Raw genomic sequence first — 15,725 nt, forward strand, 5'->3', positions numbered from 1 at the left:
TTTTTGATTAAAAAAATACGAGAAATTTGACTATATTGTGACTTTAATCTAAATATAATTCTAAAGGGATTTATAAAAGGACAAACACAACAATAATTTCAAAAGTCATCACAGTTCATTATAAAAGTATAAAAATTAACATTACAAAATAGGCGCATATCTCGCATGCAACAAAAAAACCCGGGAAGAACACTCATCTTATGGATTATCGCAGCTCATCTATTTATGGGCATGGTGGCATATGAGTGGTTGCCTGTGAGTTTTAGAGGAAGCTGGATTTTTATTCTCATTCTTTTAATTTCTGGCGCTTTTTTAGAAGTCGGTGCTTCTTTAATTGTAGGTTTAATCGCTTTTGTAGGCGTTGCAGTATATTTTCTACTAGATTTAGGTGCACAAACCCATATTGAACGGCAGCTTCTTTTACTTTTTATTATTCCTCTGATTCCTCTTTTTCTTAGTGCTGTACGCCACAATATTGAAATTAATGTCCAAAAATACCGTGATATTCAAAGTTATGACCGTAATTACCGCCGTGATATTTTTCCACTTAGCGCACTAAAGTATTTTCAACGTAGTTTCTTTAAACTTCTGGATCATCATCAAATACAAGATTATGAAGTCTTTGAAATTAGGATTCTCAATCGAAGCTTAATTAAAGAAATGTTAGGCGATGATGTATGGAAAACCACTCAAAATGAAATGATTAAAATTTTGAGTCAGCATCTTCCACAAGAAATTATTTTCCAGTTTGCTGATGATGATCTTGAAAAGATATACAGTATTGTCATTCGTAAACAAAAAACGGAAGAAGAACCCGATTTTATTAAAAAGCTAAGAGAAATTACGACGTTACGGCTTGAGGTAGAATATAAGATTATTCAGATTCCACCTGAAGAGGAGACTACTTAATGTCTAACCTTCTTAATATTTGTGGAATTATTATTGCCTCTAGCCAATATCCGGATGGCACTTTACAGCAGTTCTATCGTCAATATTATCATTGTGAAATTAAATCTGAACAAACAAAAACCGAGGTTCAGAGTATTAACGACCTTTCCATGTTTTTCCCCTCGCAGGACACATGGTGGCCGATTTTTACAATTGACCAAATTAGTTCGGACAGCTTTCAAAGGCTTATTCATAAAGGGATAAAGCCCGGTATTATACTACCGGATGAAGTTTTTAGCTTTTCTCATTATTTCTTATTAAAAGAAGCAGTCAGTCAAGGTGCAATTCCTATTGCGCATTTTAAATCGGAACAACCCCAATATTTTGCGGCCAAAGCGACTTTCTCGACTGCAATTGGATTACGGCCTATGGCCGCTTTTGTTTCTACAGGTTGGGATGAAAACTTAATTTCACAAACCGCTGGCAGCTATATTATTCAGTTTAATCCACTAGAACTTCCTCTACCCTCTAGAGAGATTAAACAAAAGCAGCACTTATTTTATTCAGCTAAAAGTTTGAATGGTCATGTTTCGGGTTATGAAATTATTATTAACCCTCCTGCTGATCTACCAACCACAAATATTCGATATCCTCAACTCGGTATTTCTTGGAAATTTAACAATATTAATTACATAAGCACACCTGAACATGTAAAAACTAGTTTTCTTGGGTATCTTTTTATTGGTTTAAGCACAGTCGTGGTTCCACTCGATCTGATTTTAACCACGACCTATCCTGACCTTCTGGGTACCTTCGGCAGCTATATTTCATGGTTCTCGTTGGTCATCGGGGTGATTTTATTGTTATTGCTGATCTCATCTATTATTAGGAGGGTTAAATCAAATGGCTCCCATTGATATTCTCTTCCTATTTGGATTTTTAGGAATCTGGATTCCTCAAGCATTTTGGGCATGGTTAAGTTATCAGGCTTGGAAATATTCAAAAACAGCTGAGAAAGAGTTACAGAACCTGCCTGTGCCAGATAGATGGCCCGTTTTGAGTGTATTAATTCCTGCCTATAATGAAGGCATAGTCATTGAAGATACTTTACATGCAATCGCTCAACAGGATTATCCTGCCGAAGCATATGAGGTTTTACTTATTAATGACGGCTCTAAAGATAACACCCTAGAAATAGCCGAAAATCTAGCGCAGATTTACCCTTGTATAAAAATTGTCAATGTTCCTAAAGGAATGGGAGGCAAAGGTAAGTCTAGAACACTTAATAATGGCCTACCCCATGCCACAGGTGAACTCATTGTCGTCTATGATGCAGACAGTACACCTGAACCCGATTGCGTAAGGTTATTAGCTCAAACCTTACTTGCCGATAAAAAATTAGTGGCTGTAAATGGCAAAGTCAGAACCCGTAATTGGCAAGATAGTATTTTGACTCGATTTATTGCCATCGAATTCATCTTTTTCCAATGGATTTTCCAAGGGGGTCGTTGGCAACGATTTGAGCTCTCCACATTAATGGGTACTAACTATGTTATTTGGCGAGATGCATTAGAAACCTTAGGTGGTTTTGATGAGAAGTCATTGGTCGATGACACTGAAATGAGCTTTCGGATTTTTATCGGCCAAAAACGAATTAAGTGGGTTCCCTATGCAATTGGTTGGCAGCAAGATCCACCATCGTTGAGTGTATTTGTTAAACAACGCTCACGTTGGACTCAAGGAAATTTCTATGTGACTCGTAAATATTTACCTGTCGCGTTAAGAACACCTTTTCCAATTGGCATTGAAATTCTAAATAATATTATGTGCTACATACTTTTCGTACCCGCTTTATTCTGGAGTCATATTACTTTAACGCTCGGGTTACTGGGTATAGCCGGCATTTCAGTTCCGGGTCCATTTACCACCTTGTGGGGTCTCTCATTTTGCCTGTACGTTGCGCAAATGTGGTTTACTCTTTCTTTAGAAAAGGTCAAACCAGAACTCTACTTTTACTCTGTTTTATCTTATGTAAGTTACTCACAAATTTTTCTATTTATTGTTTTTAAAGCCGCATATGACATGCTTAAAAATAAAATACAGGGCAACTCCCTTCAATGGTACAAAACGGAACGTAGCAAGGAGAAAAAATAAATGAAATACCCTTCAAATTTCTACCAAATGGTTCAAGTACTCCTTGCCAGCACCAGTTTTATATTTATTGCTCCTAGTTATGCAAATACATGGAAACTGGATGATATTAGTACCTCAACCAAATATACGGTCGAGCCACATTTTTTCTATATTGGAAAAGGTGCCCAATGGGAAAAAACGCAGTTTTCAAGTGATTATTCGACTGAAAGTGATACAACCTTATTAGTTAAATATGATGATAAGCTCATCTATAACACAACGCTGAGTGGCGATGGTCAATTTAAATTTGATATTCCCCCAAGTCAAAGTGGTTTCCACCGTCTAGATTTTATTATTCAGCAATATTCTAAGCCTACCTCTTTAAATCAAACCAAAGAAACATTCTGTACAGAAGATATTGATCATTTAACTTATTTAAGTAACTCTCAAATCGATTTTACGCCTATTCGCAACGAATACCGCTTAAAAGACTTACCCGATGCCTTATTTAACCCGCAAGCAAGGCGACCTACCCCATTTGTTGGCATCTTAAAATATAATCGTAAAGAAATTACAGAAGCTTCCATGCTTGCTAGGCTAGCTAGTTCGTGGAGTTCTATAACACCAATAGAATGGGTCGATTCAGGACAAATCAACTTAAATCCTGAAACCAATTTTATTATTGAAGTGAACCACTCAGCTACTCCACTCAAAGGAGGTGCTTTAGTCCAAATTGCAAAACCAGCAGACGGCGTGGCAACTCTTTCAATTACTTACCACACCCAACAAGAACTCACTGCTGCCATAAATGGATTAATTAATCCTTCTTATGTCCAGCAACTTAATACAGGAAGTGCAATTTTCCCTACAACAATCTCTAATCCAGCTTGGGCCCAATTTAAAAAAATTAATACACTTGCAGACTTAGGTATTGAAGATTTCAGATTAAATCACGCTGAAAAGAACTTATTTCTTGATTTCCCAGCAGTATGGCAACCCACCGATATCTTGCAAGGACAAATTGCACTTCGAATTCAAAGTGGTTTATTGCAAGGTTCGAATATTACGGCTTGGATTGATGGCGGTCTCGCAGGAAGTATGAAAACAGCCGACCTTGCTTCAGATCCGGTAAACCGTCAATTCAATATTTTTGCCAAAGCGATTTCAAATACGACTAATTTTAGTCTAAAGCTTGAGAATTCAGTCATTGCTAACTCTCAGTGTTTACCCAATGCCCATGGGTCACTCTGGATTGATACAGCCAAATCTACTTTAAAACTACCGCATAAACTCAAAAATGGCGTAGCTGCAATTTCAATGACTTTGGCAACAACCCCAACCATCGCGATTGATGATCAATCTGGTGCCTTAAATATTGCTATTGTGTTAGGACAAGTTGCTAAAAAAATGCTTTTAACACAAGCACCAATGCCTTTGAATCTAGTTCGTTATACACCCAATGCCCCACAATCAATAAATGTTCGAGTGAATAAAGATATTTATAAACAGCAAGTACTAATGCATCAAGATATTATTTATGCACCTGCCGCTGTGAATGGGTTTATTGTGAGTTATAACAATAACCGTTTTGATGTTATTACCGATTCAGAAGGTGGTGCACAAAGCTTTATGCATCTTTGGGAAAAAATACAGCATAAAATTCCAAATAATGTGACCAAAATGTTGGTTTCAGAAAATGGCAATATTTATGTTTTACAAAAACTCATTGTCGGCAATCAAAAAGCACCTTTAGTTCAACAATCTTCGTTCTTCTTATTGGTTGTGATTATATCTGCCATTATGATAATAATTATCTTCTTGTGGTACTGGTTAAGACGAAATAATGAAAAAACAGATACCAATTAAAATAGCTGCTTTTATTATTTTAATTATATGTAGTGTCATGGTTTACGCGGGGTTGTTCAAACATCAAGGACAAGCCCCGCGTATTGAAGGAATTTTTTGGCAGCCTGACAATAACACTAGTCCACCAGAGGGAAACTGGCATTACTTGGGTGTCAATACATTTGTTCCTCAGTGGTCTGTTGTTGAGTCTAAATCATGGTGGAAAGAATCAAACTTTCCTCAATGGGAAAAAGCCATTAATTTAGAAAAAATTAAACAAGAGCCATGGGCTAAAAATGTAATTTTGGGCTTAGCAGGCGAATATAACGAACCTAAAGCTCGAGCAAATGTAACTGAATTAGGGGAAAAATCTGCTCAAATTATAAAAGAGCAGAAAACAGCGTTTAAAGGTTATTATTTTCCAGTAGAGGCAGATCCAACTTGGTTAAGAGTAAGTGCTTTAGGTCAGGTTTTAACCACGCTCCCAGTACCAGTTTGGGTGAGTATTTATAGTGGTGAAAGCGAACCCGAACATTATGATTTATGGGTTAAAAGCTGGTTACCGGAACATAACGGCGTTTTCTTCCAAGATGGGGTTGGCGTAGGTGTAAGATCACCTAAGCAAGCCAAACATATTTTAGACCAACTTGAACAAAGGCTTGGAAAAGATAAAGTCATTATAGTGCTAGAAGCTTTTAGAGTGAAAAATAATGGGCAATTTAGAGCCGCATATCCTTGGGAGATTATTTCTCAACTAAAAGCATATGAAGGTAAAACCGTCTATATTTTTGATGGTCCACACTACATGAATCGCTGGTGCGTTAATATTGTGAGCTTGTGGTACCGACTCACTTATGGGGGTAAAAGCACCTCCATAAATGAGAATAAATCCTTAGCTCACAATTATGCTAATTCATAAGATTTAGCAATTTGATCGAGAATACGCCGAGCAGCTTGCCCATCACCAAATGGATTTTCTACATGTGCCATTTTTTCATAGTGCTGCTGATCGGTGAGTAACTTTTCAGCTTCTTCAATAATTTTTTGCTGGTCTGTACCCACCAAAACACCTGCTCCAACTTCAACAACTTCAGGTCGTTCTGTAGTGTCTCGCAAGATTAAAACTGGCTTATTAAATGATGGACTCTCTTCTTGTAAACCACCTGAATCCGTCAATATAAAAGTAGATCGATCTATCACTGCCAATAAACTTGGATAATCTAATGGTTTAACAAGATGGATTTGAGGATGATCTTTAAACTTATTATGGACAACATCATGTACTGCTGGATTTAAATGGACTGGCCAAATAAAATGTAAATTAGAATGATTGTTAGCTAAATGCTCAACCGCATTACAAATATTTTGAATTCCTTCCCCAAAGTTTTCACGGCGATGAGCCGTAATAAGTACAACTTTGTCATTTTGTTTTAACTGAATTCCATAGGGTTCAAGCTGATTTTTCAAACCCGATTTTTCAGAAATTAATTTGCGTCCTAAATATACGGCATCAACAACGGTATTGCCTGTAACAGTAATGAGCTCTGATGGAATTTGTTCATTAAGTAAATTTCTTTTTGATTGTTCAGTCGGGGCAAAATGCCATTTGGTAATACGAGAAACTAACTGACGATTTCCCTCTTCTGGAAAAGGATGATCTAAATCATAAGAACGTAAACCAGCTTCGACATGCGCAACAGGAACTTTCATTGAAAACGCAACTAAACCTGCCGCTAAAACAGTTGTTGTATCTCCCTGAATAACAATTGCATCTCTTTTTTGCCCATCAGTGTATACATTCTCGATTTGGCTCAAACCATGTATTAATAGCTGATTTAAACTTTGTCCAGCATTCATAATTTTAAGACGGTGATCAATTTCAACCCCAAAGAAATCTATCGCATCTCTTACCAATTCGTCATGTTGCCCAGTAAAAATGACTTCAACTTGAAAGCGAGGGTCTTGTTTTGCCAATAAAATAACAGGAGCAAGTTTGATTAATTCAGGGCGGGTTCCAAATACAATAGATATAAAAACTTTCTTCATTTTAGAAATCCTTATAAAAGACGAGTTCTACTCGAGTATTGTTGTAATGATCTTTTGTATTTACTGGCACATCTTTAAAGTAATTGCCATATAGTCGTTCTACACGTAATTTTATAGGTTGATAATTAAAAGGCTGCCATGAAATGCCTGGGCCATATTCGAATAAGTTATTGTAATATTCATCTTTACTGTCAGCCAAGCCATGCAACTTCACATAAGCCTGTACATTTCCATTTTCGCCTTTATAGACATTTAAACCCGTACGTAAGCGCAAATCGCCAATAACGTTATAATCTTCTCTAGAATAAGTCGCTGCATTGCCATATAAATCGGTGAAGTAATCATTAAAGCAAAGTGACTGATTACAATTATTTTGAGAATACCATTCTTGATAACCTGTCACCCCACCGACAACACTTTCACGAAATTTATCTCTATTTCGATCAATCAGATCGTAGCTTCCCCCTACTTCTAGATACATGCGCACAGGTATAGATGTCCAAGGCTGATAATTAGCACCCACACCTAGAGTTACTGCATTTTCATCAATAATTTCAGGTCGTACCCCACCTTGAGACTGGGTATCACGGTTTAGGTTTAAAAAGCCATACACCTGTGCTCGACCATTATCAAGATTCTTACCATAACGGGCTTTCAGTGGGAAAATCACATCGTCATAACGCGACTCATATGAAGGTGCAAAATAAATATCGCGGAAATAAGTTTTGACCTCCCCACCACTCAGATTTTTTACAGCTTGTGTCGCCTTATTGGCAATATCAGCATCTTTAGATTGCGTAAGCTCCTTAAAAACTACTAAAGCTTCTTTATTATTTTTCTGAGAATTAAGCAGATACGCTTCTTGTAATTTCAAATTATCGTCAGCTGGGTCTAATGCCTCTGCTTTTCTTAAACTTTGTAAAGCGGCTTCTTGTTTCCCTATTCTAATCTGTAAATAAGTTAAACTTTTCCATACCTTAATATCTTGTGGAGTCATATCTCCGATTTCTAATAATAATTTCTCAGCATTTTCCGGTTGAGTCTTCTCAATTTTATAAAATTGATCCCATTTATCATAAATTGGATTACCTGGTTTATATTCTTGATTAACAATCTCTTGGGCAAATGTAGTCTCCATATTTAAGAGGCCTAAAGCTGGACAGATTGAACCGATAACGATAAAGGAACGGGTTAGAGATTTTATTGTTTTGCTATTCATCGAGACCTCTAGAGTAAATTGGATAGAATCTAAGCGTAGAAATAAAGTTAAAATTTAATCAATAAATATTATAGTCAAGCTCATAAATTACACGATTTAGGTAAATGGATGAGTCCCATAAGTTAGACATTTTATCTCCTTTTATATTATGTTTTAAAAGTACTTATCTGATTGTTTTTCCTATAATGACACATTTTTTAATCGTATTATTGTAAATAATCTTATAGGATAAGATAAAAAGTTATAACTACAATTAGGTAAAATCATGTCCTTTTCTCAACATCCAGAACATCATTTTATTCACCGCTCAGGTTGGTTAAGGGCAGCCGTTTTAGGGGCTAATGATGGAATTATTTCCGTTACTAGTTTAATTATGGGAATGGCTGCAAGTGGTGCTTCTGCTCATACTCTTTTTATTGCCTGTATTGCAGGTTTAATTTCTGGTGCAACCTCCATGGCCGCCGGAGAGTATATTTCTGTAAAATCCCAAGAAGATATTGAAAAAGCTGACTTAAAATTTGAAGCACAAGAATTAAAAAAACATCCTCAACGTGAACTAGATGAACTCACTCAAATTTATATAGCCAGAGGGTTAGCACCTGATTTAGCTCGACAGGTTGCTACTGAACTTACAAATCATGATGCCTTAGGTGCTCACGCACGTGATGAAATTGGTATTCATGAAAATACTGCAGCAAATCCTGTTCAAGCCGCACTAGCTTCAGCTGGCTCATTTTCATTTGGGGCCTTGTTTCCTATGCTCGCTATTTTACTCAGCCCAGATATTTGGGTTGAAAAAATGGTCTTACTATTTGGCATTATCTCATTAGCTTTTTTAGGAGCGCTATCAAGCCATTTCGCGGGCACTTCTAAGCTTAAAGGAAGTTTACGCATTACCTTGTGGGGAATTTTAGCAATGGCTTTTTCAAGCTGGATCGGCTCTTTGTTTCATGTTACTCCACTTTAAAAAACCAGAACTTTGAATTATTTAAGAAATAAATATTTAAAAACTAAATGCCCAATATTATTTGCTCTTGGTTCAGATTTCACGTTATGGTGAAGAGAAAGAAATGAGGTGAATAAAATGACCCTGTTACAACAACTTGAAATTAAACATCCGATTTTTCTTGCCCCAATGGCGGGCGTATCTACACCTGAACTTGCTGCAGAAGTTTCTAATCAAGGTGGACTTGGGTCGTTAGGACTCGGCGCAAACACGGCACAAAGTGCTCGAGAACAGGTTTTAAAAACCCAAACACTTACAGAGAAATCATTTCAGGTTAATTTTTTCTGCCATCAACCCGAGCAACTTAATCCTCAAACTTCCGCACAGTGGATTGAATATTTACGACCACAATTTGAAAAGTTCGGTGAACAGCCTCCTCAAAATTTAAACTGTATTTACCCAAGTTTTCTTGATAATGATGACTTTTTAAATGTTGTATTAGAAACCAAGCCTAAAGCTGTTAGTTTTCATTTTGGCATTCCCCATCCCCATCAAATTCAGGCATTAAAAGATGCCGGAATTATAACGATGGTTTCTGCTACCAATTTGGTTGAAGCACAAGCCATTGAAGCAGCGGGTATCGATATTATTATTGCTCAAGGGATTGAAGCAGGTGGACACCGTGGAATCTTTAACGAGACCTTTGATGCAGCAATTAAAACCAGCGATTTAGTACATCTTATTGTGAAACATTGCAAACTGCCTGTGGTGGCTGCTGGCGGTATTATGAATGGTGCACAAGCACGACATATGTTGAGCGTAGGAGCTACAGCTGTTCAACTCGGAACTGCTTTCGTTCAATGTCCATCTTCGAACGCATCGAGTGAATATCGCAAAGCTCTATTTAATGAGCCAGTAACACAAATCAGTGCTAGTCTTTCTGGACGTCCGGCCCGTGGATTGCTCAACCATTGGCACACACAAATTGATTTACCTAATCGCCCTCCTCAACCAGAATATCCATATACTTATGATTTGGCTAAGCAACTCAATGCAATTGCAAGCAAAAATAAAGACTATGGCTTCGGTGCTTTTTGGGCGGGTAGTAATGTCTCACAAATACGTGAATTAGCTGCTGCCGATTTAGTTAATCAGTTAGTGGTAGAAATGCTAGAAGATGAGTAAATTTAAAAAAGCCAGTAAACATTTACTGGCTTTAATGAGTTTCTAATAAGTTAACTTGCTCGACTTGCACATCACTCATCAAATTGCCTTCAGCTAATAGCTGATTAAAATAGTTTTCGACCACTAATGCTTGTTCAGCAGTACTTTCAACTTTATACATATTTTGGCGGAATTCGTTACTTGAGCGTAATCCTTTTGTGTACCAAGCAATGTGTTTACGGGCAATACGGCAACCTGAATATTCACCATAAAATTGATATAGTTCTGATAAATGTCCAAGCAGCACATGCTTCACCTCTTCAATATTAGGTGCGGCTAAGTGCTCTCCAGTTTTTAAATAATGAGCAATTTCACGGAAAATCCATGGTCGACCTTGAGCAGCGCGACCAATCATGATTGCATCAGCACCTGTATAATCGAGCACATATTTTGCCTTTTCAGGACTATCAATATCACCATTCGCAATAAGTGGAATATTAATCAACTCTTTGACATGTTTGATCAAATCATAACGTGCTGTATTTAAATACATGTCTTCACGGGTGCGACCATGTAAAGCCAATGCAGCAATTCCCGCTTCTTCTGCTCTTTTTGCGACTCTTAAAATATTTTCTTGACCATTTAAAAAGCCCAAACGGGTTTTTAATGTCACAGGAACATCAACAGCAGTGACCACCGCATCAAGAATTCGTGCCACTAAATCTTCATCTTGTAATAATGCTGAACCAGCAAGTTTATTACATACTTTTTTGGCAGGACATCCCATATTGATATCAACAATTTGTGCGCCATTTGCCACTTGATAACGTGCAGCTTCTGCTAATTGCTCAGGATCAGAACCTGCAATTTGAGCAGAAATTGGAGCGAGTTCGCCATCAAAATTTGCACGGTAAAGGCTTTTTTTACTCATCCGCAAAGTCTTATCGGCAGTCATCATTTCACTGACTGCATGGCCTGCGCCAAAATACTTGCAGAGCGTTCTAAATGGACGGTCAGTGACCCCAGCCATAGGAGCAACGATTAAATTATTTGACAGTTGATAGGGACCAATATACATATATATTCATACAATTGATGATCAACATAGTATACTTCATCCGCTTAATCGGCTCATCTTTTTATGCAGGTGCTTTCCTCGCCATGAACAAACCGTTGTCTTCCCGTTTTTTATTAAAATCATTCGGTATGGTCGCCGTGTGCATGAGTTTAGCTGCTTGTGGTGATAAAGCTTGGTGGTCAAACAATGATGAGCCTGAACTAGAAAACCAACAAATTAAACGACTGATCCCATCGCGTGTGCATGACCGTGAGTCATGGGCTAAAGATATTGACGACATTATGAAAGACTTGGATATTCCTAAAACCAAGAAAAATGTTTGTAGTATTGTGGCAGTAGTTGATCAGGAATCTAACTTTGTAGCTAATCCTCAAGTACCGGGATTAGGCCAAAAAGCAGTTGAAGAAGTTAGTACCCGTTTAAATGAAAAATTTGAAGATAAGCTTGGCAAAACTATTGGTGGAACAATTGCTGGTTATTTTGAAGAAGTGCTAAAAACCCAGCCCTCTCCTGATAACAACTATATGAGTCAAATGCGTAAGGTTAAAACCGAGAAAGACCTCGACTTACTTTATCGAGAAATTTTCGATTTTATGGCTAAGCATTACCATGTGAGTGCATTAACAGGTGCAGCCAAATTAGTTGGTCAAGATATTGGCGAGAAAATGAACCCTATTACGACCTTGGGTTCTATGCAGGTTCACATTAATTATGCGAAAGCCAATAAACGCTCAAGCATGAGTACTGCTGCTCTTCGTGATGATCTATATACCGAATATGGCGGCTTATATTACGGCATACATCGTTTAATGGTTTATCCAGCTAATTATGACAAAGCTATTTATCGATTTGCAGACTATAACTCAGGCATGTATTCTAGCCGTAATGCTGCTTTTCAAAGCATGTTAAATGACTTAACCGATACAGGAATAAGTCTTGATGGTGATCTACTTCTTTACACAAAAGATGGTGATCCACGCCCGACTCAAAGCCAGTCAGAAAGAGAGCTCATTACGGTATTTGCAAAAAATAATGTATTAGTTACCCCAAGACAAATTCGTGATGATCTTAAATTAGAAAAAGAGAAAAAGTTTGAAAGTACACAAACCTATATTGCCCTGACTAAACTTTATAAAGCGAAGAAAGGTAAAGAACCGATCTACGCCATTATGCCGCAAGTCGTTATTTCTGGGCCAAAATTAAGTCGTGACTATAATACTAACTGGTATGCAACCCGCGTAAACGGACGATATGAATCATGTATGCAACGAGCGAAACGAATAAGACTATAAAGAGTCTCGCCCTGTTCGATTTTGATGGAACCTTGTGTAGCAAAGACAGTTTTACAGGGTTTATCTTTTATGCTTTATCTAAGCGCCACATTGTTAAACAAGGCTTAAAAATTCTGCCATGGATTCAAGCCTACTATCTTAATTTTTATCCAGCCCATGCTATGCGCGCCAAGTTATTTCGCAGCATGTTCAAAGATACCCCCGCAATTGAATTGCAAAGATTAGGTGAAGAATATGCACAAGAGTTAGTCTCTGCGCTTTCACCTGAACTTTTCGCACAGTTACAACACCACCAGTTACGTGGTGATCGGGTGGTACTGGTTTCGGCTTCAATTGATGTTTACCTTGCCCCACTTTGCAAGTTACTAGATATCGAATTAATTTGTACCGAAACTCAAATTAAAAACGGTTTGATGACGGGTTACTACTCCACCCCAGATTGTAGTAGTGAACAAAAAAAGTTAAGAATACATCAGCAATATACGCTACAGCATTACCATCAAGTTTATGCCTATGGTAATAGCTCAGAAGACCTAGATATGCTGAGTCTTGCGACACATCCATATATGGTGGGTGAAGATCGTGTTCTACCTCGTTTAACGCCAGAAAAAAAGCTCGCATAAAGCGAGCTTTTTTAATTTCACAACAAACTAGTAAATCGCCATATGATCACGATGAATCATCTCAAGTGAACGAGCTTCACCAAGTACTTGATAAACCTTATCAGAGGCTAAACCTTTAATAATTTCAGCAGATCGCGAGCTAAAGTTCACTCGCCCCACTGCAATACGTTTACCTTGTTTATCTACACATTCAACTACATCGCCACGATCAAAATGTCCTTCAACAGTCTTAACTCCAACAGGGAGTAAACTGCGATGTTTCAATTTAATCGCTTCAATAGCGCCATCATCAATCACAAGACGACCTGCTGTCTGCAAATGGGCAGCAAGCCACTGTTGATGAGCAGTCATACGGTCTTTATCTGTAGTAAACAATGTACCTAGCATTTCACCTGCCATAGCACGTGACAAGACATTATCACTTTCACCACTCGCAATGAGTGTTGGACAACCTGATTTAGCTGCTAAACGTGCGGCACGAACTTTAGTGACCATACCACCACGCCCGAGTAAACCGCCGCCACCGGCCATTTCGAATAAATCATCATCCATGGCACGAACAGTAGAGAGTAATTTAGCATCAGGGTTATGACGTGGATCTGAATCAAACATCCCTTGCTGATCCGTTAAAATGATCAGCAATTCTGCATGAACCTGACCTGCGACCATCGCAGCTAAAGTATCATTATCGCCAAAGCGAATCTCATCGGTAGATACCGTATCATTTTCATTAATGACTGGAATTACACGCCAATCAATCAAGTTTTGCAAAGCATCACATGAGTTTAAATAACGACGGCGATCTGCCAAATCATCATGTGTCAGTAAAACCTGAGCAGTACGAATGCCATGTTTTTCAAGCACACTAGACCAAGTATGAATTAAACCCATCTGCCCAATCGCAGCACAGGCTTGTAGACTGGGTAGATCGGTGGGTCGACTCGCAAGCTTCATACGAACCATACCTTCTGCTACAGCTCCAGAAGACACTAAAATAATTTCGTGTCCAGCATTGTGTAGATCTGCAATCTGTTTCGCCCAAAGCGAAATAGCATCCAAATCTAAACCTTGCCCATTGGCTGTGAGTAAAGATGATCCGATTTTAACAACGATTCGTTTACACTCACTGAGCTGACGTTGCCCATCGACCACTTCTATCATGTTTTCCTCGGTTTTCTAGTCACGAACGTAGATGATTTCTACATCATTGTCGTCGTCTTCATCATCGTCAAAATCATCATCATCGCCCAACATGCCTTCAAGACGTTGTGCTCGACGCATAGCACGATATGCTTCTTTTGCCGCAATGGTTTGTTCACGTGTTTCAACTTCAAGTTGTTCACGGAAAGCTTTTACTTCTGCTGCATATTCAGGATCTTCAACTTCGCGTTCACGTTGTTGTTCAATCTGATCCATGAGGTAATACACAACCTCTTTTGTTCCTTCACTTAATAAGCCTGATGTCTTAAAGACAGGTCCAGTCCACTCTAGTTCATCTAGAATATGCTGACACCACTCTTCACGACTTTCTTCAGCAATCTGATCAAGTTTATTGAGTACTAAAACAATCGGTAGTTTCGCCAAAGTAGGTGAAAACTTAGCTAACTCGTTCATAATTGCTTTGGCATTATGAGCAGGATCTGAACCATCAATTGGTTGCACATCAATAATGTGTAAAAGGATACGCGTACGTGCCAAATGCTTAAGGAAACGAATTCCCAAACCAGCACCTTCTGCTGCACCTTCAATCAACCCAGGAATATCGGCCATTACAAATGAACGATGACGGTCAGCATCTACAACACCAAGGTTCGGAACCATAGTTGTAAATGGATAATCTGCTACTTTTGGTTTTGCAGCACTTACAGCACGAATAAAGGTTGATTTACCAGCATTTGGCATGCCCAATAAACCAACATCTGCTAATACTTTTAATTCAAGGCGAATTTCACGGAATTCACCTTTGATGCCTGTCGTACATTTACGCGGAGCACGGTTAGTTGATGATTTAAAGTGGGTATTCCCCAAACCACCGTCACCACCACCTGCAACCAGAATTCTTTGGCCGTCTTCAACCAAATCGCCAATAATATCGCCTGAATCTGTATCAACAATTGTTGTACCAACGGGTACTTTTAAAACCACATCTTCACCACCACGTCCGGTACAGTTAGCGCCTGCACCATTCTTTCCGCGCTCAGCACGGAACTTACGTGTGTAACGGTAATCGACTAGCGTACTCGTATCATCATCAGCTTGAATATAGATACTTCCACCACGTCCGCCATCACCACCATCTGGGCCACCAAATGGTACAAATTTTTCACGGCGAAAACTGGCTACGCCATTGCCACCGTCGCCAGCCTCTACGGTAATGACTGCTTCATCAACAAAGCGCATCTGCCAATCCTCTAAAAACTCTAAAACCGCCTATTCTGCCATATTTTCATAAAATTCTCGAATAGAAAATGGGACAATTCCCATATATAAC

The 15,725-nt window shown here is 38.4% G+C and carries 14 protein-coding genes; 9 read left to right on the plus strand and 5 right to left on the minus strand.

Annotation, left to right across the window (positions count from 1 at the left end):
* Positions 1-165 precede the first annotated feature (165 nt).
* The 5 genes from OD757_RS03775 to OD757_RS03795 are packed head-to-tail and all read left to right on the plus strand — an operon-like array spanning position 166 to position 5,785.
* Positions 166-909: a hypothetical protein gene (locus OD757_RS03775; RefSeq protein ID WP_263030900.1), complete on the plus strand. Its 744-nt coding sequence runs from the start codon at positions 166-168 to the stop codon at positions 907-909.
* Positions 909-1,805: a hypothetical protein gene (locus OD757_RS03780; RefSeq protein WP_263030901.1), complete on the plus strand. Its 897-nt coding sequence runs from the start codon at positions 909-911 to the stop codon at positions 1,803-1,805. The genes OD757_RS03775 and OD757_RS03780 overlap by 1 nt, the downstream gene beginning before the upstream one ends.
* A complete protein-coding gene (locus OD757_RS03785; protein ID WP_263030902.1) occupies positions 1,792-3,042 on the plus strand; it encodes a glycosyltransferase family 2 protein in 1,251 nt (416 codons plus the stop codon). Before OD757_RS03780 ends, OD757_RS03785 begins: the two co-directional genes overlap by 14 nt.
* Positions 3,043-4,887, plus strand: a complete 1,845-nt coding sequence (locus tag OD757_RS03790; RefSeq protein ID WP_263030903.1) for a hypothetical protein — start codon at positions 3,043-3,045, stop codon at positions 4,885-4,887.
* Positions 4,865-5,785: a hypothetical protein gene (locus OD757_RS03795; RefSeq protein ID WP_263030904.1), complete on the plus strand. Its 921-nt coding sequence runs from the start codon at positions 4,865-4,867 to the stop codon at positions 5,783-5,785. The genes OD757_RS03790 and OD757_RS03795 overlap by 23 nt, the downstream gene beginning before the upstream one ends.
* On the opposite strand, the gene wecB is transcribed toward OD757_RS03795, so the two are convergent.
* Entirely contained in the window at positions 5,770-6,912 is a 1,143-nt protein-coding gene (gene wecB / locus OD757_RS03800; protein ID WP_263030905.1) for a non-hydrolyzing UDP-N-acetylglucosamine 2-epimerase, read from the minus strand. The genes OD757_RS03795 and wecB overlap by 16 nt on opposite strands.
* Position 6,913: 1 nt before the next feature.
* Complete coding sequence (locus OD757_RS03805) at positions 6,914-8,131, minus strand: tetratricopeptide repeat protein (protein ID WP_263030906.1); 1,218 nt, start codon at positions 8,129-8,131, stop codon at positions 6,914-6,916.
* A 265-nt stretch (positions 8,132-8,396) separates the two neighbouring features.
* Between OD757_RS03805 and OD757_RS03810 the strand changes: the two genes are divergently transcribed.
* A complete protein-coding gene (locus tag OD757_RS03810) occupies positions 8,397-9,098 on the plus strand; it encodes a VIT family protein (RefSeq protein WP_009393429.1) in 702 nt (233 codons plus the stop codon).
* Between the two features lie 117 nt (positions 9,099-9,215).
* A complete protein-coding gene (locus OD757_RS03815) occupies positions 9,216-10,262 on the plus strand; it encodes an NAD(P)H-dependent flavin oxidoreductase (protein WP_263030907.1) in 1,047 nt (348 codons plus the stop codon).
* A gap of 31 nt (positions 10,263-10,293) precedes the next feature.
* Here OD757_RS03815 and dusB read toward each other — a convergent pair whose 3' ends face one another.
* On the minus strand, positions 10,294-11,319 hold the full coding sequence (gene dusB / locus OD757_RS03820; protein WP_049837228.1) for a tRNA dihydrouridine synthase DusB: 1,026 nt from the start codon (positions 11,317-11,319) through the stop codon (positions 10,294-10,296).
* 83 nt (positions 11,320-11,402) lie between these two features.
* Here dusB and OD757_RS03825 point away from each other — a divergent pair, with 83 nt between their 5' ends.
* On the plus strand, positions 11,403-12,611 hold the full coding sequence (locus OD757_RS03825) for a DUF1615 domain-containing protein (RefSeq protein ID WP_009393680.1): 1,209 nt from the start codon (positions 11,403-11,405) through the stop codon (positions 12,609-12,611).
* Positions 12,578-13,234, plus strand: coding sequence for an HAD-IB family hydrolase (locus tag OD757_RS03830; RefSeq protein WP_263030908.1), 657 nt, complete (start codon positions 12,578-12,580; stop codon positions 13,232-13,234). The genes OD757_RS03825 and OD757_RS03830 overlap by 34 nt, the downstream gene beginning before the upstream one ends.
* Positions 13,235-13,261: 27 nt before the next feature.
* Here OD757_RS03830 and proB read toward each other — a convergent pair whose 3' ends face one another.
* A complete protein-coding gene (gene proB, locus OD757_RS03835) occupies positions 13,262-14,395 on the minus strand; it encodes a glutamate 5-kinase (protein ID WP_009393721.1) in 1,134 nt (377 codons plus the stop codon).
* A 15-nt stretch (positions 14,396-14,410) separates the two neighbouring features.
* Complete coding sequence (gene cgtA / locus OD757_RS03840; RefSeq protein WP_009393540.1) at positions 14,411-15,634, minus strand: Obg family GTPase CgtA; 1,224 nt, start codon at positions 15,632-15,634, stop codon at positions 14,411-14,413.
* Positions 15,635-15,725: the final 91 nt, after the last annotated feature.

Origin of the sequence: Acinetobacter sp. AYS6 (genome assembly GCF_025630795.1) — a bacterium.
Classification (GTDB): Bacteria; Pseudomonadota; Gammaproteobacteria; order Pseudomonadales; family Moraxellaceae; genus Acinetobacter.

Excerpts from the sequence above, each read along its gene's own strand:
- OD757_RS03775 (WP_263030900.1), top strand. The coding sequence starts at position 166 with ATGCAACAAAAAAACCCGGGAAGAACACTCATCTTATGGATTATCGCA.
- OD757_RS03780 (WP_263030901.1), top strand. The coding sequence starts at position 909 with ATGTCTAACCTTCTTAATATTTGTGGAATTATTATTGCCTCTAGCCAA.
- OD757_RS03785 (WP_263030902.1), top strand. The coding sequence starts at position 1,792 with ATGGCTCCCATTGATATTCTCTTCCTATTTGGATTTTTAGGAATCTGG.
- OD757_RS03790 (WP_263030903.1), top strand. The coding sequence starts at position 3,043 with ATGAAATACCCTTCAAATTTCTACCAAATGGTTCAAGTACTCCTTGCC.
- OD757_RS03795 (WP_263030904.1), top strand. The coding sequence starts at position 4,865 with ATGAAAAAACAGATACCAATTAAAATAGCTGCTTTTATTATTTTAATT.
- wecB (WP_263030905.1), bottom strand. The coding sequence starts at position 6,912 with ATGAAGAAAGTTTTTATATCTATTGTATTTGGAACCCGCCCTGAATTA.
- OD757_RS03805 (WP_263030906.1), bottom strand. The coding sequence starts at position 8,131 with ATGAATAGCAAAACAATAAAATCTCTAACCCGTTCCTTTATCGTTATC.
- OD757_RS03810 (WP_009393429.1), top strand. The coding sequence starts at position 8,397 with ATGTCCTTTTCTCAACATCCAGAACATCATTTTATTCACCGCTCAGGT.
- OD757_RS03815 (WP_263030907.1), top strand. The coding sequence starts at position 9,216 with ATGACCCTGTTACAACAACTTGAAATTAAACATCCGATTTTTCTTGCC.
- dusB (WP_049837228.1), bottom strand. The coding sequence starts at position 11,319 with ATGTATATTGGTCCCTATCAACTGTCAAATAATTTAATCGTTGCTCCT.
- OD757_RS03825 (WP_009393680.1), top strand. The coding sequence starts at position 11,403 with ATGAACAAACCGTTGTCTTCCCGTTTTTTATTAAAATCATTCGGTATG.
- OD757_RS03830 (WP_263030908.1), top strand. The coding sequence starts at position 12,578 with ATGTATGCAACGAGCGAAACGAATAAGACTATAAAGAGTCTCGCCCTG.
- proB (WP_009393721.1), bottom strand. The coding sequence starts at position 14,395 with ATGATAGAAGTGGTCGATGGGCAACGTCAGCTCAGTGAGTGTAAACGA.
- cgtA (WP_009393540.1), bottom strand. The coding sequence starts at position 15,634 with ATGCGCTTTGTTGATGAAGCAGTCATTACCGTAGAGGCTGGCGACGGT.